The sequence below is a fragment of the Geodermatophilus sp. SYSU D00867 genome (genome assembly GCF_054050315.1).
On sequence record NZ_JBJGZC010000002.1, the window covers coordinates 285,352 to 307,119 of the forward strand.

19 protein-coding genes are annotated in these 21,768 nt (G+C 74.5%); 15 read left to right on the forward strand and 4 right to left on the reverse strand.

The genetic code is table 11. From position 1 onward, the window contains the following. Nucleotides 1–25 precede the first annotated feature (25 nt). From ACI8AK_RS03470 to ACI8AK_RS03515, 10 genes are read left to right on the forward strand one after another with little or no spacing between them, the layout of a single operon-like run. On the forward strand, nt 26–1,507 hold the full coding sequence (locus ACI8AK_RS03470) for a class I adenylate-forming enzyme family protein (RefSeq protein WP_456955110.1): 1,482 nt from the start codon (nt 26–28) through the stop codon (nt 1,505–1,507). Then, nucleotides 1,507–2,115: a hypothetical protein gene (locus ACI8AK_RS03475; RefSeq protein WP_387990982.1), complete on the forward strand. Its 609-nt coding sequence runs from the start codon at nt 1,507–1,509 to the stop codon at nt 2,113–2,115. Before ACI8AK_RS03470 ends, ACI8AK_RS03475 begins: the two co-directional genes overlap by 1 nt. Beyond that, entirely contained in the window at nt 2,112–3,878 is a 1,767-nt protein-coding gene (locus ACI8AK_RS03480) for a pyruvate, phosphate dikinase (protein ID WP_456903241.1), read from the forward strand. Before ACI8AK_RS03475 ends, ACI8AK_RS03480 begins: the two co-directional genes overlap by 4 nt. Continuing rightward, nucleotides 3,875–4,462: an acetyl-CoA carboxylase biotin carboxyl carrier protein gene (locus tag ACI8AK_RS03485; RefSeq protein WP_456955111.1), complete on the forward strand. Its 588-nt coding sequence runs from the start codon at nt 3,875–3,877 to the stop codon at nt 4,460–4,462. Before ACI8AK_RS03480 ends, ACI8AK_RS03485 begins: the two co-directional genes overlap by 4 nt. Further along, nucleotides 4,455–5,861 (forward strand): acetyl-CoA carboxylase biotin carboxylase subunit, encoded by a 1,407-nt coding sequence (locus tag ACI8AK_RS03490; RefSeq protein ID WP_456903238.1) that lies wholly within the window; start codon nt 4,455–4,457, stop codon nt 5,859–5,861. Before ACI8AK_RS03485 ends, ACI8AK_RS03490 begins: the two co-directional genes overlap by 8 nt. Further along, nucleotides 5,861–7,360 (forward strand): hypothetical protein, encoded by a 1,500-nt coding sequence (locus ACI8AK_RS03495; protein ID WP_456903236.1) that lies wholly within the window; start codon nt 5,861–5,863, stop codon nt 7,358–7,360. The genes ACI8AK_RS03490 and ACI8AK_RS03495 overlap by 1 nt, the downstream gene beginning before the upstream one ends. After that, the gene (locus tag ACI8AK_RS03500; protein WP_456903235.1) at nt 7,360–7,815 is read left to right on the forward strand and encodes a Zn-ribbon domain-containing OB-fold protein; all 456 of its coding nucleotides are present in this window, start codon (nt 7,360–7,362) and stop codon (nt 7,813–7,815) included. The genes ACI8AK_RS03495 and ACI8AK_RS03500 overlap by 1 nt, the downstream gene beginning before the upstream one ends. After that, nucleotides 7,812–8,948 carry a thiolase family protein gene (locus ACI8AK_RS03505; RefSeq protein WP_387990998.1) on the forward strand — a complete coding sequence of 379 codons (1,137 nt, stop codon included), beginning with the start codon at nt 7,812–7,814 and terminating at the stop codon, nt 8,946–8,948. The genes ACI8AK_RS03500 and ACI8AK_RS03505 overlap by 4 nt, the downstream gene beginning before the upstream one ends. Next, nucleotides 8,945–9,718 (forward strand): tyrosine-protein phosphatase, encoded by a 774-nt coding sequence (locus ACI8AK_RS03510; protein WP_456955112.1) that lies wholly within the window; start codon nt 8,945–8,947, stop codon nt 9,716–9,718. Before ACI8AK_RS03505 ends, ACI8AK_RS03510 begins: the two co-directional genes overlap by 4 nt. Further along, on the forward strand, nt 9,715–10,122 hold the full coding sequence (locus ACI8AK_RS03515; protein ID WP_387991004.1) for an SRPBCC family protein: 408 nt from the start codon (nt 9,715–9,717) through the stop codon (nt 10,120–10,122). The genes ACI8AK_RS03510 and ACI8AK_RS03515 overlap by 4 nt, the downstream gene beginning before the upstream one ends. A gap of 10 nt (nt 10,123–10,132) precedes the next feature. Here ACI8AK_RS03515 and ACI8AK_RS03520 read toward each other — a convergent pair whose 3' ends face one another. Next, nucleotides 10,133–11,362, reverse strand: coding sequence for an acyl-CoA dehydrogenase family protein (locus ACI8AK_RS03520; protein WP_456955113.1), 1,230 nt, complete (start codon nt 11,360–11,362; stop codon nt 10,133–10,135). 169 nt (nt 11,363–11,531) lie between these two features. Between ACI8AK_RS03520 and ACI8AK_RS03525 the strand changes: the two genes are divergently transcribed. Next, nucleotides 11,532–12,311 (forward strand): enoyl-CoA hydratase-related protein, encoded by a 780-nt coding sequence (locus ACI8AK_RS03525; RefSeq protein ID WP_456955114.1) that lies wholly within the window; start codon nt 11,532–11,534, stop codon nt 12,309–12,311. A 1,037-nt stretch (nt 12,312–13,348) separates the two neighbouring features. Beyond that, entirely contained in the window at nt 13,349–15,190 is a 1,842-nt protein-coding gene (locus tag ACI8AK_RS03530; protein ID WP_387991013.1) for a BCCT family transporter, read from the forward strand. 82 nt (nt 15,191–15,272) lie between these two features. On the opposite strand, the gene ACI8AK_RS03535 is transcribed toward ACI8AK_RS03530, so the two are convergent. Further along, nucleotides 15,273–15,884: a TetR/AcrR family transcriptional regulator gene (locus ACI8AK_RS03535; RefSeq protein ID WP_456955115.1), complete on the reverse strand. Its 612-nt coding sequence runs from the start codon at nt 15,882–15,884 to the stop codon at nt 15,273–15,275. Nucleotides 15,885–15,962: 78 nt separating this feature from the next. Here ACI8AK_RS03535 and ACI8AK_RS03540 point away from each other — a divergent pair, with 78 nt between their 5' ends. Further along, the gene (locus ACI8AK_RS03540; protein ID WP_456955116.1) at nt 15,963–17,111 is read left to right on the forward strand and encodes an MFS transporter; all 1,149 of its coding nucleotides are present in this window, start codon (nt 15,963–15,965) and stop codon (nt 17,109–17,111) included. On the opposite strand, the gene ACI8AK_RS03545 is transcribed toward ACI8AK_RS03540, so the two are convergent. Further along, nucleotides 17,088–18,260: an NAD(P)/FAD-dependent oxidoreductase gene (locus tag ACI8AK_RS03545; RefSeq protein ID WP_456955117.1), complete on the reverse strand. Its 1,173-nt coding sequence runs from the start codon at nt 18,258–18,260 to the stop codon at nt 17,088–17,090. The two genes, ACI8AK_RS03540 and ACI8AK_RS03545, sit on opposite strands and share 24 nt — an antisense overlap. Beyond that, nucleotides 18,257–18,577, reverse strand: coding sequence for a bifunctional 3-phenylpropionate/cinnamic acid dioxygenase ferredoxin subunit (locus ACI8AK_RS03550; protein ID WP_387991025.1), 321 nt, complete (start codon nt 18,575–18,577; stop codon nt 18,257–18,259). Before ACI8AK_RS03550 ends, ACI8AK_RS03545 begins: the two co-directional genes overlap by 4 nt. A 126-nt stretch (nt 18,578–18,703) precedes the next feature. Between ACI8AK_RS03550 and ACI8AK_RS03555 the strand changes: the two genes are divergently transcribed. Further along, nucleotides 18,704–19,504: an IclR family transcriptional regulator gene (locus ACI8AK_RS03555; RefSeq protein ID WP_387991028.1), complete on the forward strand. Its 801-nt coding sequence runs from the start codon at nt 18,704–18,706 to the stop codon at nt 19,502–19,504. 296 nt (nt 19,505–19,800) lie between these two features. Beyond that, entirely contained in the window at nt 19,801–20,922 is a 1,122-nt protein-coding gene (locus ACI8AK_RS03560) for an aromatic ring-hydroxylating oxygenase subunit alpha (protein ID WP_387991031.1), read from the forward strand. Nucleotides 20,923–21,768: the final 846 nt, after the last annotated feature.

Genomic DNA, 21,768 nt, shown 5'->3' on the forward strand with positions numbered 1-21,768 from the left:
ACCCCGCTCCCAGGAGGACCACCCCGTGCAGATCGGTGACCTGATCCGGCGGGCCGGACGCCAGTACGGTGCCGCCCCCGCCCTCGTCGGCGGCGCCCGCGTCGTGAGCTTCGCGGAGTTCGACGAGCTGACCGACCGCCTGGGCACCGCGCTGCTGGCCCGCGGCCTCGCACCCGGCGACCGCGTCGCGGTGCTGATGCCCAACGGCATCGACGGCGTCGTCACCTACTACGCGCTGGCGAAGGCCGGGCTCGTCCGGGTGCCGCTCAACGCCCGCGAGACCCCGCACGAGCTCGCGTTCAAGATCGAGGACTCGCAGGCCCGGGCGCTCGTGCTCGCCGGCGAGCCGCCCGCCGAGACCGAGTTCGTCGTCCCCGCCGACGAGCTGCCGCGGATGATCGCCGACGCCCCTGCGGGCCCCTGCGACGTCCGGCGCGACCCCGAGGCGCCCTTCCGGCTGGCCTACACCGGCGGGACGACGGGCAGGCCCAAGGCCGTCGTCCTGACCACCCGCAGCGAGCTGGCGGAGGTCGCCAACTTCCTGGTCGACCTGCTGCCGGACCTGCGCCCGGACTCGGTGATGCTGCACGCCGCGCCGATCACCCACGGCAGCGGCGCCTTCTTCCTGCCGCACCTGGTCAAGGGCGCGGCGAACGTGATCATGCCGAAGTTCTCGCCGGAGGCCTTCCTCCAGGCGGCGGAGGAGCACCGGGCGACGACGACGTTCATGGTCCCGACCATGATCGCGATGCTCCTCGAGCACCCGGCCACCGCTGGGGCGGACCTCGCGCTCGAGCGGCTCTGCTACGGCGGGGCGCCGATCGCCACGACGGTCCTGCAGAAGGGGCTCGAGGTCCTCGGCCCCGTCTTCACCCAGCTCTACGGCCAGGCCGAGGCGCCGCTGGCCATCACCTGCCTGCAGCCCTGGGAGCACACCCCCGACCGGCTGACGTCCGCGGGCAAGCCCTACACCTTCGTCGAGGTGCAGGTCCGCGACGCCGAGGGCCGGGTGCTCGGCCCGCAGGAGGTCGGGGAGGTGCTCACCCGCGGGCCGCACACGATGAGCGGCTACTGGCGGCGGCCGGAGGCCACGGCCGAGACGATCGAGCCCGACGGCTGGCTGCACACCGGCGACATCGGGCGGTGGGACGACGAGGGCTACCTCCACCTGCTCGACCGCCGGCACGACGTGATCATCAGCGGTGGTTTCAACGTGTACCCCCGCGAGGTCGAGGACGCGCTGCTCAGCCACCCCGCCGTCGTCCAGGCCGCGGTGGTCGGGCTCCCCGACGAGAAGTGGGGCGAGCGGGTCGCGGCCGCCGTCGTCACCCGCACCGAGGCCGACCCCGCCGAGATCGAGCGGTTCTGCGCCGGCCGGCTGGCCGGCTTCAAGCGACCACGTGCCGTCCAGGTGTGGTCCGACCTCCCCACCAGTCCGGTCGGCAAGTCGCTGCGACGCGAGGTGCGCGACCGCATGCTCGCCGGCTCCACCCGAGAGGACGTCTGATGCTCGACCCGTACCAGCTCACCGTGCACACGCTCACGCTCCGGCAGCTCGCCTCCGCCGAGCAGCTCGCCGAGATCACCGGACAGCCCGTCGCCGAGGTGGAGGCAGCGCTGGAGAGGGCCGCGGGGGAGAAGACGGTGATGGCCGCCCGCGGCAACTTCATGATCACCCCGGCCGGCCGGGCGCTGCTCGACGGCGTCTACCCGGAGGCCTTCGCGGAGTTCCGCTCGTCACCGGCCGTCTCGGACGCGATGGACTCCTTCGAGACCGGCGTGAACAAGCAGGTCCTCACCCTGACCACCGACTGGCAGACCAAGGAGGTCGGCGGGGACCGCGTCCCCAACGACCACGGCGACCCCGACTACGACGCGGCGATCGTCGACAAGCTGGGGCGGGTCGTGGACAGGACGGCGAAGGTGCTCCGCCCGGTCGCCGACCTCGACCCGCTCGTCGACCGCTTCCTGGACCGCATCGGCGCCGCCCTCACCCGCGCCGAGGGCGGCGAGACCGACTACGTCAGCGGCGTGCGGGTCGACTCGGTGCACACCGTCTGGTTCCAGATGCACGAGCACCTGCTGCGCCTGACCGGCCGGGAGCGTCCCGAGTGACCGCGCCGACCGTGACCCGGCCGAACGGCACCGGGTACCGCTGGCTCGTCGTCCCCGACGACCCCGCCCGCGAGCCCAGCCGCGACCTCGTGGGCGGCAAGGCCTGGAGCCTGTGGCGCATGCGGTCGCTCGGGCTGCGCGTGCCGCCGGCCTTCGTGGTGACCACCGAGGCGTGCGCGGCCTGGTCCGCCGGCGGCCGCCTGCCCGAGGGGCTCGCCGAGGAGCTCGAGACCGGCATCCGCCTCCTCGAGCGGCAGCTGGACCGGACCTTCGGCGGCAGCGAGCGTCCGCTGCTGGTGTCGGTGCGCTCCGGCGCCGCCGTGAGCATGCCCGGGATGATGGACACGATCCTCGACCTGGGCTGCAACGACGCCGTCGAGGCCGCTCTCGCCGCGGAGACCGGTGACCCGGCGTTCGCCGCCGAGGTGCACCGGCGGTTCACCGCCTTCTACGGCCGGCTCGTCCTGGGCTGCACCGAGGACCTCGACGACCTCGCGGACACCGCGGCGGTGCGGGCGGCGCTGGACGACGACGGGGCCGGCGCCGTCCCGGCCGACCCCTGGGAGCAGCTGCGCTCGGCCGTCGAGGCGGTCTTCGCCTCCAGCCGCTCCCGGCGCGCGGTCGCCTACCGCCGGCACTACGGCATCCCCGACGACCTCGGCACCGCGGTGACCGTGCAGGCGATGGTGTTCGGGAACCTCGACGACCGCTCCGGCACCGGGGTGCTGTTCACCCGCAACCCGGTCGACGGGGTCCGGGAGCCCTACGGCGAGTACCTGCCGCGCGGGCAGGGGGAGGACGTCGTCTCCGGGCGGGTCACCCCCCGGCCACTGAGCTCCCTCGCCGAGTCGCTGCCGGACGTGCACGCCGAGCTGATGACCGCCGCCGACCGCCTGGACCGGGAGGGCCGGGACGCGCAGGACATCGAGTTCACCGTGCAGCAGGGCCGGCTGTTCCTCCTGCAGTCCCGGCCGGCCAAGCGCACGGCCCGGGCCGCCGTCCGCATCGCCGTCGAGCTGGTGGACGAGGGGGTGCTCGAACCGGCCGAGGCGGTCCGGCGGGTCAACGCCGAGCAGGTGCGGACCCTCCTGCGGCCGGAGATCACGCCCGGGGCCGCCGCGTCGGCGCAGCTGCTGACCTCCGGCGCGCCGGCCAGCCCCGGTGTCGCCACCGGCCTGGCCGTCGGGACGCCCGAGGAGGCCCAGCAGCGGCCGGGGTCGGTCCTCGTCCGCCGGTCGACCAGCCCCGACGACGTGCACGGCATGATCGCGGCCGGCGCGGTGGTCACCGAGCAGGGCGGCGCCACCTGTCACGCCGCCGTCGTCAGCCGGGCGCTGGACACCCCGTGCGTCACCGGGTGCGGCCCGGGGACGATCGAGGCGCTGCTCGGCCGCACGGTGACCGTGGACGCGACGAGCGGCCGGGTGTACCTGGGCGAGGTCGAGTCCTCCGCCGTCGATGAGAGCTCGGACGACGACCTCCGCCGGCTCACCGCCTGGGCCGAGGAGCTGGTCGAGGTGCGGGTCACCGACCCGGACGCGGACGTGCCCGGGCCGGTCCTGGACTCCGACGCCGTCCCGGCCGAGGAGCTCGGCGAGCAGCTGCCGCCGATCCCCGCCGGCACCCGGACCGTCCGCGGTGCCCTGTTCACCACCCCGGACGGCGTGCGCGCGGCACTGGACGCCGGCGTCGAGGTGATCGTCGCGCCGCACCGGCTGCCGGTCCTGCTGACGGCCGTCGCGCACCAGGGAGGGACCCGATGACCGCGGTCGACGACCCGGCTGCCGCAGCCGAGGTACCGCTGAGCACGACCCTCCGCGAGCTCCAGGAGGTGATCCGCACCTTCCAGCGGTCCGACTGGACGGGCATGACGCTGGAGGTCCGGGGCCTGCGGATCACCATCGGGAAGGACGGCCCGCCCGGTGCCCTGACCGCGGCGGCGACCCCGGCCCCGGCGGCCGCACCGGCCGCCGCACCCCCGGCCGCTCCTCCCGTTCCTGCGGCCCCGCCACCGGTTCCCGCCCCGCCGCCCGCACCGGTCGCCGCTGCCCCCGCCGCCGCCGGTCCCGCGTCCGGCGGGGGCGCGGTCGACACGACCGGCTGCGTCGCGGTCCGCTCGCCGGCCGTCGGGGCCTTCTGGACCGCGCCCAGTCCCGGTCAGCCGCCGTTCGTCCAGGTCGGCGACACGGTGACCGCCGACCAGCAGCTGGCCATCGTCGAGGTCATGAAGCTCATGAACCCGGTGGTCGCCCCGGCGGCGGGCGAGGTCGTCGAGGTCTGCGCCCGGAACGCCGAGCTCGTCGAGTACGAGCAGGTCCTCTTCTGGATCCGTCCCAGCGATGGCTAGTCCGGCTGTCACGGTCCAGGAGGCCCCGGTCCGGACGACGATCCGCCGCGTCCTGGTCGCCAACCGCGGGGAGATCGCCGTCCGGGTGGTCCGCGCCTGCCGCGCGCTCGGCATCGAGACCGTCGTCGTGGTCTCCACCGCCGACCGCGACGGCCTCGCCGCCCGGCTCGCCGACCGCGCCGTCTGCATCGGACCGCCCCCGGCCACGCAGAGCTACCTGGCGATCCCGTCGGTGCTCAGCGCGGCGCTCGGCACCGGCTGCGACGCCGTCCACCCCGGGTACGGGTTCCTCTCGGAGAACCCCGACTTCGCCGCGGCGTGCGTCGCGGAGGGGCTGACCTTCATCGGCCCGCGGCCGGAGGCGGTCGCCGGTGCCGGCGACAAGGCCCGCGCCCGGGAACTGGCGCGCAGCGCCGGCATCCCGGTCCTCTCCGGGTCACCGGTCCTCTCCTCGACCGAGGAGGCGGTGGCGGCCGCGGCCGACCTCGGCTACCCCGTGCTGGTCAAGGCCGCGGCGGGCGGCGGCGGCCGGGGGATGTCGGTGGTGGAGGACGAGGCGGAGCTGCGGGCCCGCTGGCCCGCGGCGGCCGGCGAGGCGGAGGCGGCGTTCGGCGACGGACGCCTGTACGTCGAGCGCTACATCCGCCACGCCCGGCACATCGAGGTGCAGGTCCTCGGCGACAAGCACGGCTCGGTCATCCACCTCGGCGAGCGGGACTGCACCCTGCAGCGCCGCCACCAGAAGGTGGTCGAGGAGTCCCCGGCGCCCAACCTCCCCGAGCAGGTGCGGCAGGACATCCGCCGCAGCGGAGTCGCCTTCGGCGAGGCCCTCGGCCTGGACAGCGCCGGCACGGTCGAGTTCATCTACGACGCCGACACCTGCCGGTACGCCTTCCTCGAGTTCAACGCCCGCATCCAGGTCGAGCACCCGGTGACCGAGATGGTCACCGGCGTCGACCTGGTGGCCGAGCAGATCCGCTCCGCGGCGGGCGAACCGCTCCGGCTGACCCAGGACGACGTCCGGGTCGACGGCCACGCGATCGAGGTCCGGATCACCACCGAGGACCCGGCGCGCGGCTTCACCCCGCACCCCGGGACGGTCACCACCTGGGTGCCGCCCGTGGGGGAGGGGATCCGCGTCGACAGCCACTGCGAGCCGGGCTACGTCGTCACCCCGTACTACGACTCCCTGCTCGCCAAGGTCGTCGCGCACGGCCCGGACCGCGACACCGCCGCCGACCGCCTCGTCGCGGCACTCGGCCGCCTGCAGGTGGCCGGGGTCCCGACCACGCGCGACTTCGCGCGGTCCGCACTGGACCACCCCGACTTCCGGGCCGGCCGCGTCACCACCGAGTGGATCGCCACCCACGGCCTGCCCCACCACCTGGAGGGACCCTGATGAGCTACCTCGACCGCGCCCCGAGGACCGCGGACGGGCGCCGCCGGACGATCGAGATCGTCGACCAGACGCTGCGCGACGGCCCGCAGAGCTGGTGGGGCATGAAGCTGCGCAAGGACATGGGCCTGCCCATCGCGGGCGAGCTGGACCGGACCGGGTTCCACACCATCGACCTGGTCGGCAGCTCGATCTTCGAGGTGCTCGTGCGGCACTGCAAGGAGGACCCCTGGGACCAGCTGATCTCGCTGTCGCGGGCGATGCCGCGCACCACCGTGCGGGCGGGGACCCGCAGCAACGGCATCGTCACCTTCGGCCTGACCGCGGACAGCGTCATGGACCTGTGGGTCCAGCGGCTGTGCGCCCACGGCATCGGCAGCTTCTGGATCTACGACGGGCTGTTCAACACCGACAAGATCGGCCGGCTGGTGAAGACCGTGCAAGCGGAGGGCGCGGCGGCCCTGCCGTGCATCCTGTTCGCCGACAGCCCGTACCACACCGACGAGTACTACGCGGAGCGCACGCGGGAGCTGGTCGCCCTCGGCGCCGACGGGATCGAGCTCGAGGACGCCGCGGGCCTGCTCACCCCCGAGCGGACCCGCAGCCTGGTCTCGGCGATCAAGGGCGCGGCCGGCGACCTGCCGGTGGAGATCCACTTCCACAGCAACAACGCGCTCGCGCCGCTGAACTACCTCGAGGGCGTGCTCGCCGGGGCCGACCGGGTGCACACCGCCAGCCGCCCGCTGGCCGCCGGCGTCTCGCTGCCCTCGACCGAGAACACCGTGGCCAACCTGCGCTACGCCGGCTTCGACGTCGACCTCGACGAGTCCCGCTTCGCACCGGTCGCCGAGCACCTGCTGCGGGTGGCCGAGTACGAGGCGCTGCCGGTGGGCCGGCCGGCCGAGTACTCGCTGTTCCAGTACCGCCACCAGCTCCCCGGCGGCATGGCCGGCACCTTCAAGGACCAGCTGCGGGCGCGGGGCATGGAGGACCGCTTCGAGGAGGTCCTCGACGAGATGTCGCGGGTGCGCGAGGAGCTCGGGTACCCCGTCATGGCCACGCCGTTCTCCCAGCTCGTGGGGACCCAGGCGGTGCTCAACGTCGTCACCGGGCAGCGGTACTCCGTCGTCCCCGACGAGGTGCTCATCTACGCGCACGGCTTCTACGGCCGCCCGGTCGCCCCGCTCGACCAGGACGTCCTCGACACGATCATGAGCACGCCCAAGGCCAAGAGCTACACCGACTGGCAGCCGCCGCAGCCGAGCCTCCAGGAGCTGCGCCGCCGGTTCGGCGAGTCCGTCTCCGACGACGAGCTGATCCTGCGGCTGCTGGTGCCCGAGGCCGACATCGACGTCATGCGGGCCACCCCGCGGCGCGAGCGCGACTTCGCGCCCACGACGCGGGAGATGCGCTTCGTCCGCGAGCTGGTCGAGACCTCGGTCGGGGCCTACCTGCACGTCGACGGGCCCGGCTTCTCCCTGACCCTGGAGGGGGACCACTGATGTCGGCCGCCACCCCCAGCACGAGCGAGGCCGGTGTCGGCGGCAGCGGTCTCGGCGTCGGCCGGCCGACGAAGCGACGCCCCGGCGCGGCGGTCGGCGGGCTCGAGGTCGCGGACCCGCGACCGGTGTTCGACGACGGCGCCGTCCTCGGCGTGCGCTGCACCGCCTGCCGCTACCCCGCCGCACAGCGGGGGATCCCCTGGTGCCCGATCTGCTACGGCGCCGTGGAGCCCGACCGCTTCGCCGCCACCGGGAAGGTGTGGTCCTCGACCGTCGTCGCCATCCCGGTGGGGGAGCGGCGGCCTCCGTTCGGGCTGGCCCACCTGGATCTCGACGACGGCCCGCGGGTCCTCGTCCACCTGGCCGAACCGGAGGTCCTGCGCGCCGGCACGCGCGCGCGGATCACCGGCACCGATCGCGGCGACCTGGTCGCCGCACGGGAGGAGCAGTCGTGAACCAGCCGATGCTGTGGGGTGTCGGGACCTCGGCCTACGGGCTCTTCCCGGAGCGCCGGGTCGAGTCCCTGGCCTGGGACGCCGTGTCCGAGGCCGTCCGGGACGCCGGCATCAGCCCGGCGGAGATCGACGCGGTCATCGTGGGGTCGGTCTTCGGGCCACCCGGTGTCGCCACCCGGGTGCAGCGCGGGATGGGGATCCCCGGCGTCCCGATGTGGACGATCGAGAACGCCTGCGCCAGCGGCACGAGCGCCTACCACGAGGCCGTGGAGGCGGTCCGGACCGGGCGCTTCGGCTGCGTGCTCGTCCTCGGCGTCGACCAGATGTCCACCCTGTTCTCCGGCGCGATCGTCCCCGAGGCCACCGACCCGGAGGGCGCGTCGTCCCTGCCGCTGCCCGGGCTCTACGCCCTGCAGGCGGCGCGCTACGTCGACGAGTTCGGCGTGACGCCCGAGCAGCTGGCCGCCGTGGCGGTCAAGAACAAGCGCAACGGGCTGGACAACCCCCGCGCGCAGCTGCGGAACAACGCGCCGACGGTCGAGGAGGTCCTGGCCTCGCGGATGATCGCCGAGCCGCTGACCTTCCTGCAGTGCTGCCCGACCAGCGACGGCGCCGGCGCGGCCGTCGTCGGGCCGGACCGCGGGAACCGGGACGACCTGCGCATCGAGGCCTCGGCCATGGTCTCGGGGGCGCTGTGGGACCACCGCAGCGACGAGGTCTGGGGCTACGCCTCGGTCGCCCGGGCCGCGGGGAAGGCGTTCGCGCAGGCCGGCCGCACCCCCGGGGAGATCGACGTCCTCGAGGTGCACGACGCCTTCACCATCGGCGAGGTCCTCACGCTGGAGGCCCTCGGGCTCGCGCCGCGGGGCGAGGGCGCCGAGCTCGCGCCGTCCGGGCACACCGCCCGCGACGGCGCCCAGCCGGTGAACCCCAGCGGCGGCCTGTTGTCCCGGGGGCACCCGCTCGGCGGCACGGGGACCGCCCAGCTCGCCGAGATCGCCTGGCAGCTGCGCGGGCGGGCCGGCGCCCGCCAGGTGGCCCGGCACCGCGTCGGCCTCGTCGAGACCATGGGCGGCGGCGCCGCCGGGATGGACGGCAACGCTTGCGTGGTGACCATCCTGTCCACCCAGTGACCGCGACCTACGACGGGCTGCTGGGGTTCCGCGAGGTCGCCGGCCTGCGGACCGACGACGGCGGGCGGATCCGCCCCGGCCTGCTCTACCGGAGCGGGACCCCGCAGTTCCTCGGCCCGGAGGCGGCGCTGCGGCTGGTGGCCGACACCGGCATCCGGTCGACGATCGACCTCCGGCTGCCGCACGAGGTCGAGCAGGAGGGACGCGGCCCGCTGGACGCGCTCGGGATCCGGCAGTCCCTGCACCCCGTGCGCGTCGGCGGGGTCGTGGCGCCCGGCTCCGCGGTGGCCCCCATGCCCGGGGACGACCCGGTCGTCGACACGTACCTCCGGTACCTCGACCACGGCGCCGGTGCGGTCGTGGGCGCGTTCCGGGAGCTGGCCCGGCCGGGTGGTCTGCCCGCGCTGGTGCACTGCACCGTCGGCAAGGACCGCACCGGCGTCGTCGTCGGGCTGCTGCTCACCGCGGTCGGGGTGCGGCGCGACGACGTCGTCGCCGAGTACGCGGCCGGCGCGGACGACGTCGCGCCCGCCATGGAACGCCTGCGCGGCATGGTGTCCTACGGCGACGCGGTGGACGTCTACCCGCCCGCGGCCTGGGTGGTCGAAGCGGAGGCGATGCGCCGGTTCCTGGCCGCCGTGGACGAGCGGTACGGCGGGGTCCGCCCGTTCCTCCGGGCCCGTGGCCTCGCCCCCTCGGTCGTCGAGGACCTCACCGGGGTCCTCGTGGAACACCCCGACACCCTCCGTCCCGACCAGGAGCTGCCGTGAACGTCACCGAGACCGTCGTCATCACCGAGGCACCCGACGCCGTCTGGCGGGTGGCCGGGGACGCGGGGGCCATCGCCGCCTGGGTGCCCGCCATCGAGAGCTCCCGGCTGGAGGGCGACGTCCGGCACGCCACCTTCGCCGGAGGTGGCGGGGACGCCACCGAGCGGATCGTGGAGCACGACGACGCGGGCCGGTCCTACGTCTACGAGTACCTATCCGGCCCCCTGGCGCTCGAGGAGTACCGTTCGCGGCTCTCGGTCCGGGACCACGCCCGCGGCGCCGAGATCGTGTGGACCGCGGACTTCGCGGCGGGCTCACCGGAGGAGGAGGCCCGGCTCGCAGAGGCGATCTCGGGCATCTACCGCAGCGCCCTCGCCGAGCTGAAGGAGCGGCTGGAGGGCTGACCGGGGGCGCTCAGCCCCGCGGCGGGAGGACCGGCGTGCGGCCGAGCTCGGCGCGCGCGATCGACCGCAGGTGCACCTCGTCCGGGCCGTCGAACAGCCGCATCGCGCGGTGCCAGGCGTACATGGCCGCGAGCGGGGTGACGTCGGACATCCCGGCGCCGCCGTGGACCTGGATGGCACGGTCGATGACGCGCGTCGCGGCCCGGGGGACGGCGACCTTGGCCATCGCCACGAGGTCCCGGGCCACCTTGTTCCCGTGCGTGTCGATGACGTGGCTCGCGCGGTGGCAGAGCAGCCGGGCCTGCTCGATCTCCAGGCGGGACTCGGCGATCTGCTGCTGCACGACCCCCTGGTCCGCGAGGGGGCCCCCGAAGGCGACCCGCTCACGGGCCCGCGCGGTCAGCAGGGCGAGGGCGCGCTCCGCCGCGCCGAGAGCGCGCATGCAGTGGTGGATCCGGCCGGGCCCCAGCCGCGCCTGGGCGGCGGCGAAGCCGCCGCCCTCCTCCCCGACGACGTTGGTGACGGGCACCCGCACCGCCTCGAAGGAGACCTCGGCGTGCCCGTGCCGGTCGTGGTGACCGAGGACCGGGTGGTCGCGGACGACGGTCACGCCCGGCGTGTCCCGGGGGACGAGCACCATGGTCTGCTGCCGGTGCGCCGGCGCCGACGGGTCGGTCTTGCCCATCAGCACGAAGAAGGCGCACCGCGGGTCCATCGCGCCACTGGTCCACCACTTGCGGCCGGTGATCACGTACTCGTCGCCGTCCCGCTCGATCCGGGTGGCGACGTTGGTGGCGTCGCTGCTGGCGACGTCGGGTTCGGTCATGGCGAACGCCGAGCGGATCTCCCCGGCCAGCAGGGGTTCGAGCCAGTCGCGCTTCTGCTGCTCGGTGCCGAGCAGGTGCAGCAGCTCCATGTTGCCGGTGTCGGGGGCCGCGCCGTTGATCGCCTCCGGGGCGAGGTCGAGGCTCCAGCCCGACAGCTCGGCGATCGGCGCGTACTCGAGCTGGGTCAGTCCCGACTCCGCCGGGAGGAACAGGTTCCACAGCCCCTGCGCCCGCGCCCGCCGCTTGAGCTCCTCGACGACCGATGGGACGGCGTGGTCGTCCGGGCCGGCCGCTCGCCGGTGGGCCAGGTAGGCGGGCTCGGCCGGCAGGACCTCCTCCCGCATGAAGGTGACCATGCGGTCACGCAGCTCGCGGGCCCGCGTGCTGGGCGCGGGCAGCTCGTGGTCGGACACGGGACCTCCTGGGGAACGGGTGGGACCGGCCACGTCGACGCTAGGGACGCGGCCGCCCGGGCCGCGATGCACGGAGGGGGACACGCGCCGGGCGCCGTCCTGCGGCCCTAGGGTGCTGCGCTGGGACCCTCGGACCAGGGTCGTCCCCGTATCCGCGGAGGAGCCCGCCATGAGCACGGTCGAGTACGAGCAGCGGGACGGCGTCGCGCGGATCCGGCTGGCCGACCCGGAGCGGGGCAACCCCCTCACGCCGTCGACGGTCGGGGAGCTGGGCCGCGCGGTGCGCCGGGCCCGCGCCGACGACGTGCACGTCGTGGTGCTCTCCGCCGCCGGCCGGACCTTCAGCGTGGGCGGGGACGTGTCGGCCTTCGCCGCCGCAGCGGACGTCGAGCAGATGGTCGACGACCTGGCCGAGTCGCTGCACCGCGTGGTCAGCGACCTGCACCGGATGGACGCGGTGGTGGTCTCGGTGGTGCAGGGCACCGCGGCCGGCGCCGGGGTGCCGCTGGCCGCGGCCGCCGACCTCATGCTCGCCGCCGAGTCGGCGCGGTTCACCCTCGCCTACACGCGGATCGGCTTCTCCCCGGACGGCGGCAGCACGCTGCTGACGGCGTCGCTCGGACTGCACCGGGCGCTGCACCTGGCGCTGCTCAACCCCGTGCTGTCCGCGGAGGAGGCGCGGGCCGTGGGCCTGGTGGCCCGGGTGCACCCGGACGCGGAGCTCGACGCCGCCGTCGAGGACGTGGTCGCGACGCTGCGGGCGGGCTCGCGGACGGCGCAGGTGGCCGTCAAGCACCTCCTGCGGGAGACCGCCACCCCCGCCGCGGAGGCGGCGCTGCGCCGCGAGACCCTGTCGATCCGGGCCCGGGCGGCGAGCGCGGACGGGCGGGAGGGTGTGGCGGCCTTCCTGGGGAAGCGCCCGCCGCACTTCCCCAGCAGCACGCCCTGACACCGGCGCAGGGTCCTCCGGCGCAGGGTCCTCCAGCGCAGGGTCCTCCGGCGCAGGGTCCTCCGGTGCCGGCAGGACGGATCGTCGGCCGGTGACGTCGGCGCGGTGCGAGGTGCGCCCGCCCTCGACGAGGACCTCGTCGTCGCGGAGCGAGCGGATGACGGGGTGACGGCGTCGTCGAGCGGACCCGTGACCCCTCGTTGCGGACCCTTGCGATGACCTCTCGTGCGGCGACCTCTCGTGCGGCGCGGTGCGCAACCGGGTGCAGGTCGCGGTCGACGGGGAGGCCGCAGGCCTCCCGGCCACTCCCCCTGAGCCGGTCACTCAGGTCGGGGCCCGCCGTGCCGGCGCCTCGCCGACCCGGGGACCACGCGTCCTCGCCGGCCGACTCGCGTGCTCGGCTGGGCTGCACCCGCATCGGCTCGCCCGGCACCTCCGGGGAGCGGAACCCGAGGAGCGCTGTTCGGGGCGGGCGAGACCGCGGGCCGGGAGGGAAGTCGCTCCACCGCGGCTGGTCCTCGTCCGGCCTGCCGGTCCCGCGGGCGGCGCCACGGGGCGGTGGTGGTCGAGGTGCCGGGAGTCAGGTCGACCGCGGGCGGAGCCCGGCGACCGATGCCCTCGACTGCCCACTGGTCGGCCGTCCTGGCCTCGACTGGCTCTTACGAAGCGCCGGTGTCCGAGCCGAACGCGGCGCTGCGCGCGGCGGCCTGGCGTCCTGGTGGCCACTGGTGCCCGCCCGGCTCCCTCCACCCGGGTGTCCTCCACGTCACCTCGATGTGACGTGAGGCCACCGCGGGGCGAGACTGTGTAAAAGGTCACTTTCGGCCCTTGTTCCCCCGTTGACACTCTGGTTCCCTCATGCGAAGTCGGTCTCGGATGACGCAACAGAGTTGGGGGACGTCATGGAGAACCCGCACGAGCCCGCCTCGCCCCCTTCCCGGCCGAAACGGTCAGGACCCCTCGGGGCGGATCCGACGCCCGGCGGGGGTGCTGCGGCCGGGGAGGGCCACCCCACGGTCCACGCCTCGGACGTCACCGTGACCGGGACCCACCCGGCGATCGCGGAGCCGCCACCCTGCGTCGCCGACCGGCACTGGGCCGTGGACCGGGTCCTGTTCGCCATCGCCGCGATCATGGCGCTGGGCTTCGTCGTCTGGGGTTTCGCCACCCCGACGGGCCTCGGCACCGTGAGCGGTTCGGTCCTGGACTGGATCACCGGCAACCTCGGCTGGCTGTTCGTGCTGCTGGCGTCGGCGTTCGTCATCTATGTGATCTGGCTGGCGGCCGGCAAGTACGGGCGGATCCCGCTGGGGCGCGACGACGAGCGGCCGGAATTCCGGACGATCTCGTGGATCGCGATGATGTTCAGCGCGGGCATGGGGATCGGCCTGATGTTCTTCGGGGTCGCCGAGCCGCTGTCGCACTACGTCTCCCCACCGCCGCTCACGACGGAGGCCGGGTCGTCCGAGGCGATCCAGACGGCGATGGCGACCACGCTGTTCCACTGGACGTTGCACCCGTGGGCGATGTACGCCGTCGTCGGGCTGGCGATCGCCTACGGCACCTTCCGGAAGGGCCGCCGGCAGCTGATCAGCTCCGCCTTCATCCCGCTGCTCGGGCGGCGGCGGGCCGAGGGGCCGGCCGGCCGGGTCATCGACGTCCTGGCCATCTTCGCCACGCTGTTCGGGTCGGCGGCCTCCCTCGGCCTCGGTGCCCTGCAGATCGGCAGCGGGGTGGAGATCCTGGGCTGGGCCGGCGACGTGGGCAACGGCGTCCTGGTCGCGATCATCGCGGTGCTGACCGCGGCGTTCGTCGCCTCGGCGGTCTCCGGCATCGAGCGCGGGATCCAGTGGCTGTCCAACACCAACATGGTCCTGGCCCTGGTCCTCGCCGTGTTCGTCTTCGTCCTCGGGCCGACGATCTTCATCCTCAACCTGATCCCCGACGCGGTCGGCAGCTACTTCTCCGACCTCGGCGAGATGGCCGCGCGCACCGAGGCCACGGGTGGCGATCCCATGGCCACGTGGCTGCGGGGCTGGACGGTCTTCTACTGGGCCTGGTGGATCAGCTGGACACCGTTCGTCGGGTTGTTCATCGCCCGCATCAGCCGCGGCCGCACGATCCGGCAGTTCGTCACCGGCGTGCTGCTCGTCCCCAGCCTGGTCAGCCTGCTGTGGTTCGCCGTCTTCGGCGGGGCGGGGATCGCCGCCCAGCGCGACGGCGTCGACGTCGCCGGTCAGGGCACGACGGAGGGGCAGCTGTTCTCCGTCCTGGAGCAGTACCCCCTGGCCACCGCCGCGACCGTGCTCGTGATGGTCCTCGTGGCGATCTTCTTCGTGTCCGGTGCGGACGCGGCCTCGATCGTCATGGGTTCGCTCTCGCAGCGCGGCACCCTGGAGCCGAGCCGCTGGGTCGTCGTCTTCTGGGGCGTGGTGATGGGCTCGGTGGCAGCGATCATGCTGCTGCTGGGGGAGGACGGGGCCGCGCTGACGGGGCTGCAGAACCTGACGATCATCGCGGCGCTGCCGTTCGCCCTGGTGATGGCGGCGATGGCGGTGAGTCTGGTCAAGGACCTCCGCCACGACCCCATCGTGCTGCGCGGCAACTACGCCTCCCTGGCGATCGAGCAGGCCGTCGTCGACGGCATCAGCCGCCACGGCGACGACTTCGTCCTGGTCGTGGAGAAGACGCCGAACCCGCCGTCGGACACCGCGGCCGGGGCGGGGCAGCCGCCGCTGGGGAGCCCGGAGGTCACCGGCCAGCCGTTGGTCAGTCCGGGCGGCAACTTCGTGGCACCTGCGGGAGGCAACCCGTCCGTCCCCGCGCAGGGCCAACCCAGGGCGGAGGCGATGGGCCGGCCGTCGGATCCGCGCCCCTAGCGCCCCGGCCGGCAGGGGGAGCCTCCCGGCGCGCCGGAGCTGCTGCGTGTCGCTCCGGTGCCGGGGGGTCCCCCGCGTCGGGTCAGCCGGGGGGCTGGACCGGGCGCACCTGACCGGCCAGCCAGCCGGCCGCCATCCGCCGCGCACGGTCCAGCGGGTCGCCGGTGTCCAGCCCCGGTGTGGCCGCCTGGCGGGCGAGGCGGGCCAGTGCTCCGTCGTAGAGGGCCAGCAGGCCGTCGGCGATCCCGGTGGGGTCCCCGACGCCGGCGGCCTCGGCGAGGTCGTGGAGCCGCTCGGTCAACAGCCGGGAGTCGGCGGCCAGCCACTGTCGGCCGGGATGGCCCGGCGCCAGCTCGACGGCCGCGGCGAGGAACGCGCAACCGCGGCGGGTGCCCTCGACCTCGCGGTACCGCACCACCGCGTCGAAGACCGACAGCAGCCGGTCGACCGGGTCGGTCCGCTCGTCGAGGACCTCGTCCCAGATCTCCCGCCACTGGGCGAAGCGCTGTTCGAGGTAGGCCGCCACCAACCCGTCCTTGCCGGAGAAGTGTGCGTACAGGGTCGCCGGTGAGACCCGCGCCCGGGCCAGGACGGCGTCCACCCCGGTCGCGGCGATCCCGGACTCGTAGAAGAGCTCGCCGGCGGCGTCGAGCAGCCGCTGCCGGGCCGGTCGGCTCGCGGCGTTCCCGGACACGGTCCTAGCATAACGATCGTTATGCTGAAACGACCGTTACAGCCGATCCCCGGGTCACCCGGCACGCGAGCGCCGTGCGTGCTGGTGGTCAGCGGGCTGGCCGTGATCGCCGTGACCTACGGCCTGACCCGGTACGGCTTCGGCCTCTACCTGCCGCAGTTCCGTGCCGACCTGGGGCTGACCTCCGGCGCCGCCGGCGGCATCGCCGCGGGCAGCTACCTCGCCTACTGCGCCGCCGCCGCCCTGGGTCTGTACCTCGTCGACCGTGGTCGGGCCCGTCGGGCCCTGTGGTCGGCCGGGGTCAGTGCCGCCGGGGGTGCGCTGGTGGTCGCCGCCGCGGAGGCGACGCCGGTCCTGGCGATCGGGGCACTGGTCGCCGGCAGCGGAGCAGGAGCCGCCAGTCCGGCGCTGGTGGCCGCCGTGGCCCGGACGGTGCCGCCGTCCGCGGAGCCCCGGTCGCAGGCGGTGGTGAACAGCGGCACCGGGGCCGGGGTGCTGGCAGGGGGCGTGGTGGTCCTCGCCTGGCCGGCGGAGTGGCGGTGGGCGTGGCTCGGCTTCGCCGGTGGTGCGCTGCTCGTGACCTGGTGGGTCGACCGATCCGCGTGCTGGTCACCCCCGGTCGACCCCGGCCGGCCGGGCTCCGGCCTGCGGCCGCTGCGCCTCGTCCGCCCGCTGACCGCTGGTCTGCTCGCCGGGGCCGGCGGGGCGGGGGTCTGGACCTTCGGCCCGGACGTGACGACCCGGAGCGGACTGTCTCCCCAGGTCACCGGGCTGTTGTGGTGCCTGCTCGGTGCAGCCGCCCTCCTCGGCGGCCTGAGCGGGAGCGCCGTGCGCCGAGCCGGCCCGGCCGCCGCCTGGCGGGTCGCGGCGGCGATCACCGCCACCGGCACGGTGCTGCTCGCCTGGTGGCCGGCCTCCGGTGTGGTCGCCGCCGGGGCGCTGGCGCTGTTCGGCTGCGGCTTCGTGGCCCTGAGCGGCGTGCTGATCGCCTGGGGCGGCCGACTGGCGCCCGAGGCGCCCGCACAGGCCACGGCTCTGCTGTTCATCGCGCTGACCACCGGTCAGGCCGCCGGTGCCGCCCTCCTCGGCGCGCTCGCCGACGCCGCCGGTGCACCGGTCACCTTCGTCGCCGCCGCGGGCCTGCTGGCGACCGCCGCGCTCGCGGCTCCCCGCGATCGTCGCCGGACGCCACCGGCCGCGCGGTCAGGAGGCCGCCGGCACCGATGAGCGCAGTTGCCGGCGCCACCGGGTGAACAGGCGGGGTTGGTTCATCCCGAGGACGGCCACGGGGTGCCCGTCACGCTCGTAGACCACCAGGAAGCTGCGGTCGGCGCAGCTGCCCTCCACCACCCGGGCGACGTCCCCCTCGCGGCGCCAACCGGCGAACTGGATGCGGGCGCCGTACTGGTCGGACCAGAAGTAGGGCACGGGCGTCGGCGCGGGCCCCTGGGTGCCCAGCAGGGTGGCGGTCGCGGTGGCCGGCTGCTCGAGCGCGTTGGTCCAGTGCTCGGTGCGGACGTGCCGCTCCGCGGCGACCGACCACGTCGCGGCGCAGTCACCGACCGCGACCACGCCGGGGACGTCGGTCGCGCCGCGTGCGTCGGTGAGGACGCCGTTCCCCAGGGCCACGCCGGAGCCGGCCAGCCACTCGGTGTTCGGGGCGGCGCCGATGCCCACGACCACCACGTCGGCGGGCACGCGTGTGCCGTCGGTCAGCTCGACCGCCTCGACCCTGCCGGTGCCGACCAGCGCGGCGACCCCGGTGCCGACCAGCAGGCGCGTGCCGTGGTCGGCGTGCAGCCCGGCGCAGACCGCGCCCATCTCCGTGCCCAGCGGGCCGGCCAGGGGGACGGGCTGGGTCTCGACGACGGTGACGTCGAGACCCAGCGCGCGGGCGGTGGAGGCGACCTCGGCCCCGATGAAGCCGGCGCCGTTCACCACCAGACGGCCGCCGGCGGCGAGGTCCTCCCGCAAGGCGATCGCGTCGTCCAGGGAGCGCAGCACGTGCACGCCGTCCAGGCGCCGGCTGCCGGGGAGGTGCCGGGCGCGGGCGCCCGTGGCGAGGACGACGCCGTCGGCCCGGACCTCGCTGCCGTCGGCCAGCAGCACCGAGCGGCCGAGGCGGTCCAGGCCGACCGCCGTGGTGCGCAGCCGCCACTCGAGGCCGAGGTCCTCGTCGTCCGGTCCGCCCAGGGCGATGTCGTCCAGGGAGGCCGTGCCGGCCAGGAACTCCTTGGACAGGGGAGGGCGGTCGTAGGGGGCGTGCACCTCGTCGCCGATGACCACGATGCGCCCGTCGTAGGACTGCTCACGCAGTGCCCGGGCGGCGGAGAGGCCGGCCAGGGAGGCCCCGACGACGGCGACGGTCGAGCTCACGCGGCCCCCTCCGCGGCGGTGCCGGGCTGCACGAAGAGCATGCCGTCGGCCACGACGACCCGGTGCGTGCGGACCGCCGTCTTGGCCGGCGGGCCGGACACCTTCCCGGTGCGCAGGTCGAAGCAGGAGGCGTGCAGGGGGCACTCCACGGCGCAGCCGTCCAGCCAGCCGTCGGCCAGCGAGGCGTCCTGGTGGGTGCACGTGTCGTCGATCGCGTAGAACTCGCCGTCGACGTTGAAGACGGCGATGGGCTCCTCGGCCTCTACGCGGATCGCCTCACCAGGCGGCAGCGCGGTGGTGGGGCAGACCGGGATCATGAGCGCTCCAGGCTGTCGGTGTTGCGGATGTCGCAACGCTCTGCCGATGGCGCAACAGCATGGTCGTTGGGGGGAGCTCCGTCAAGAGGCGGGTCGACCCTGCGGTCCGCCACCTACGCTGAGGTCATGAGCGGGCCGCGGGAAGAGAGCGCAGAGCGGGGCGCGGTCGCCGTCGTCCAGTCCGTGGACCGGGCCCTGAGCGTCCTGGAGATCCTCGCGGCTCAAGGGGAGGCCGGCGTCACCGACATCGCCGCCGAACTGGGCGTGCACAAGTCCACGGCGTTCCGGCTGGTGGCGGCGCTGGAGAGCCGGGGCTTCGTCGAGCAGTTGGCCGACCGCGGCAAGTACCGGCTGGGCTTCGGCGTCGTGCGCCTGGCCGGCGCGGCCGCCGCGCAGCTGGACATCGCCCGGGAGGGGCGGCCGATCTGCCAGACGCTGGCCGCCGACCTGGGGGAGACCGTCAACATCGCCATCCTGGACGGCGACCGGGCGGTGAACGTCAGCCAGGCGCGGGGGCCGGCGGCGCTCAGCACGCACAACTGGGTGGGGCAGGGCACCCCGCTGCACGCGACGTCGAGCGGCAAGGTCCTCCTGGCCCACGCGCCCGACGACGTCCGCAAGGGCGTCCTCTCCCGGGAGTTGCCGCGTTACACCGCCACCACGGTCACCGACCCCGAGGTGCTGCGGCAGGACCTGGACCGGATCGTCGAGCAGGGCTGGGGCTCCACCGTCGAGGAGTACGAGGGCGGGCTCAACGCCGTCGCCGCGCCCGTTCGGGGGGCGGACGGGGACGTGGTCGCTGCCCTCAGCGTCTCGGGGCCGTCCTTCCGGATGGACCCGGAGGACTACCCGAGGCTCGCCCGGCGGGTGGTGTCGGGCGCCGACGAGCTGAGCCGGAGGCTGGGCTTCTTCGGTCAGCGCCGCTGACCGGGCGGAGGTCGGGCCGCCTCGGGTCGGGGTGTGGCCAGGTCGCCGCGTGCCCCTGGCAGCGAGGGCGGGGGCACCGGCGGGCGCGCGACGTCCCGTCCGTGGGTGCCACCGTGGATGCGGGCCCTGCCAGGCGGCGGGACTGTTGCGCATGGCGCGATCCGCTGAATATCGTGCAACACCTCGGTCGTCAGGAGCCGGCTGGCGGGCGACCGTGGCTCGTCGCGGACGCTGTGTCGTGCGACGTCCGGCGTGTCTTCCACATCGCATCGCCCGACGGAACCCCGAGGTGCCGTATGACCACCACCGACCAGCCCGCGAGCCTCATCTCCACGTTGCCGGGGCACTACTACACCGATCCCGCCGTCTTCGCGCTCGAGCAGTCCCGCGTCTTCGAGGACATGTGGTCCTGCGTGGTGCGCTCGAGTGACCTGCCGACGCCCGGCTCCTTCCAGAAGGTCCAGGTGGGTCGGGAGAGCGTGCTCGTCGTCCGCAGTCGGGACGGAGGCCTGCGCGCGTTCCTCAACGTCTGCCGGCACCGCGGTGCGCAGATCTGCACGGAGGACTCGGGTGCGGTCAAGCGTGCGTTCCAGTGCCCGTACCACGCCTGGACCTACGACCTCGAGGGCAAGCTGATCGCGGCCCCCAACCTGACGAAGATGCCCGACATCGACCGCGTGGAGTACGGCCTGGTGCCGGTGGCGCTGCGCGAGTGGCTGGGCTATGCGTGGGTGTGCCTGGCGAAGGAGCCCCCGTCGTTCGAGGACGACGTCGTCCGAGACGTCGCCGAGCGCCTCGGGAGCGCGGAGACGATCGACCAGTACGACCTCGACTCGCTGTCCGTGGGGCGCCGCATCACCTACGACGTCCGGGCGAACTGGAAGCTCATCATCGAGAACTTCATGGAGTGCTACCACTGCGCGACGATCCACCCGGAGCTCACCGAGGTGCTCCCCGAGTTCGCCGACGGCTACGCCGCGCAGTTCTTCGTCGGGCACGGCGCGGAGTTCGGTGAGGAGGTCCAGGGCTTCACCGTCGACGGCAGCGAGGGTTTCGACCGGCTCCCCGGCGTCGCCGAGGACCAGGACCGTCGCTACTACGCCATCACGGTCAAGCCGACGGTCTTCGTCAACCTGGTCCCCGACCACGTCATCCTCCACCGCATGTTCCCGGTCTCGGCGGACCGGACGATCGTGGTGTGCGACTGGCTGTACTCCCACGAGGTGGTGGAGTCGGGCAGGGACGTGACACGGTCGGTGGAGCTGTTCCACCGGGTCAACGAGCAGGACTTCGCCGCCTGCGAGCGGACCCAGCCGGCGATGTCCTCCCGCGCCTATGCCGACGGCGGCGTCCTCGTGCCCTCCGAGCACCACATCGGGCTCTTCCACGAGTGGCTGGTGCAGCGCCTGTCGGGCTGAGCCCCTCGTGGTGCGTCGGGTGCGGTGGTGCCACGACGCGCACGTGCCGGACACCGGGCGGGCGGCGGCGTCCGGTGCTGACCCGTGTCCGTGGGGGAGAGGCGGGCCAGCCGGTCCTGGCGCCACGCTTCCGTCCGCGCCACCTCGGTGAACGTGGAGGAGTGGAAGCCCTGCAGGTCGTGCTCGGGACTCCCGAGGGCGGGGGCGAGACCTCCGACGAGCCGGTCCGGCCGGTGACCGCGGGGCAGGAGGAAGCGCCGGAACACGCTGTGCTGCTCCGACGGGAACCGGGCCGACTGCCCGAGACCCGGCCGAGCCGAGGTGCGCACCAGCTCCTGGCGGGTCACCGCACCGGGGAGGCCGATCCGGATCGGCAGGTCGACGCCCCGCCGCGCGACCTGCCGTGCCCAGGCCGTCGTCGTCGCGGCGGAGAAGCACAGCTGGGTGACGACGTGGGTGGCGTGTGGGGCCTTCCGCCCGAGGGCGCGTCCGACCAGCGCCGTGTCGATGTGACCGTGCCCCTCGGGACAGCCGCCGATCCCCACGTGCCGGGAGGAGTGGCCGGCGGTGTCCAGCGCTTCCGGCAGGCCGAGGGCGTCGGGGCCGTCCGGGATCTCGACGGACACGGCCGGCCTCCGTGGCGATGGGGTTCTCCTCGCCGTGGCCGGCCGTGACGCCCGCGTCCTCGGGGAGCCTGCGAGCCCGCTCACCCGTCCAACACCACCACGGAGCGCAGCACCTCGCCCTTCTGCATCTTCTCGAACGCGGCCTCGACGTCGTCGATGCCGACGGTCTCGGAGACGAAGTCCTCCAGCGGGAAGCGGCCCTGCCGGTAGAGGTCGACCA

Bases quoted from the DNA above. Each gene is read 5' to 3' on its own strand.
- ACI8AK_RS03500 (WP_456903235.1), top strand. From the start codon at position 7,360: ATGTCGGCCGCCACCCCCAGCACGAGCGAGGCCGGTGTCGGCGGCAGC.
- ACI8AK_RS03555 (WP_387991028.1), top strand. From the start codon at position 18,704: ATGAGCGGGCCGCGGGAAGAGAGCGCAGAGCGGGGCGCGGTCGCCGTC.
- ACI8AK_RS03485 (WP_456955111.1), top strand. From the start codon at position 3,875: ATGACCGCGGTCGACGACCCGGCTGCCGCAGCCGAGGTACCGCTGAGC.
- ACI8AK_RS03525 (WP_456955114.1), top strand. From the start codon at position 11,532: ATGAGCACGGTCGAGTACGAGCAGCGGGACGGCGTCGCGCGGATCCGG.
- ACI8AK_RS03560 (WP_387991031.1), top strand. From the start codon at position 19,801: ATGACCACCACCGACCAGCCCGCGAGCCTCATCTCCACGTTGCCGGGG.
- ACI8AK_RS03475 (WP_387990982.1), top strand. From the start codon at position 1,507: ATGCTCGACCCGTACCAGCTCACCGTGCACACGCTCACGCTCCGGCAG.
- ACI8AK_RS03490 (WP_456903238.1), top strand. From the start codon at position 4,455: ATGGCTAGTCCGGCTGTCACGGTCCAGGAGGCCCCGGTCCGGACGACG.
- ACI8AK_RS03550 (WP_387991025.1), bottom strand. From the start codon at position 18,577: ATGATCCCGGTCTGCCCCACCACCGCGCTGCCGCCTGGTGAGGCGATC.
- ACI8AK_RS03495 (WP_456903236.1), top strand. From the start codon at position 5,861: ATGAGCTACCTCGACCGCGCCCCGAGGACCGCGGACGGGCGCCGCCGG.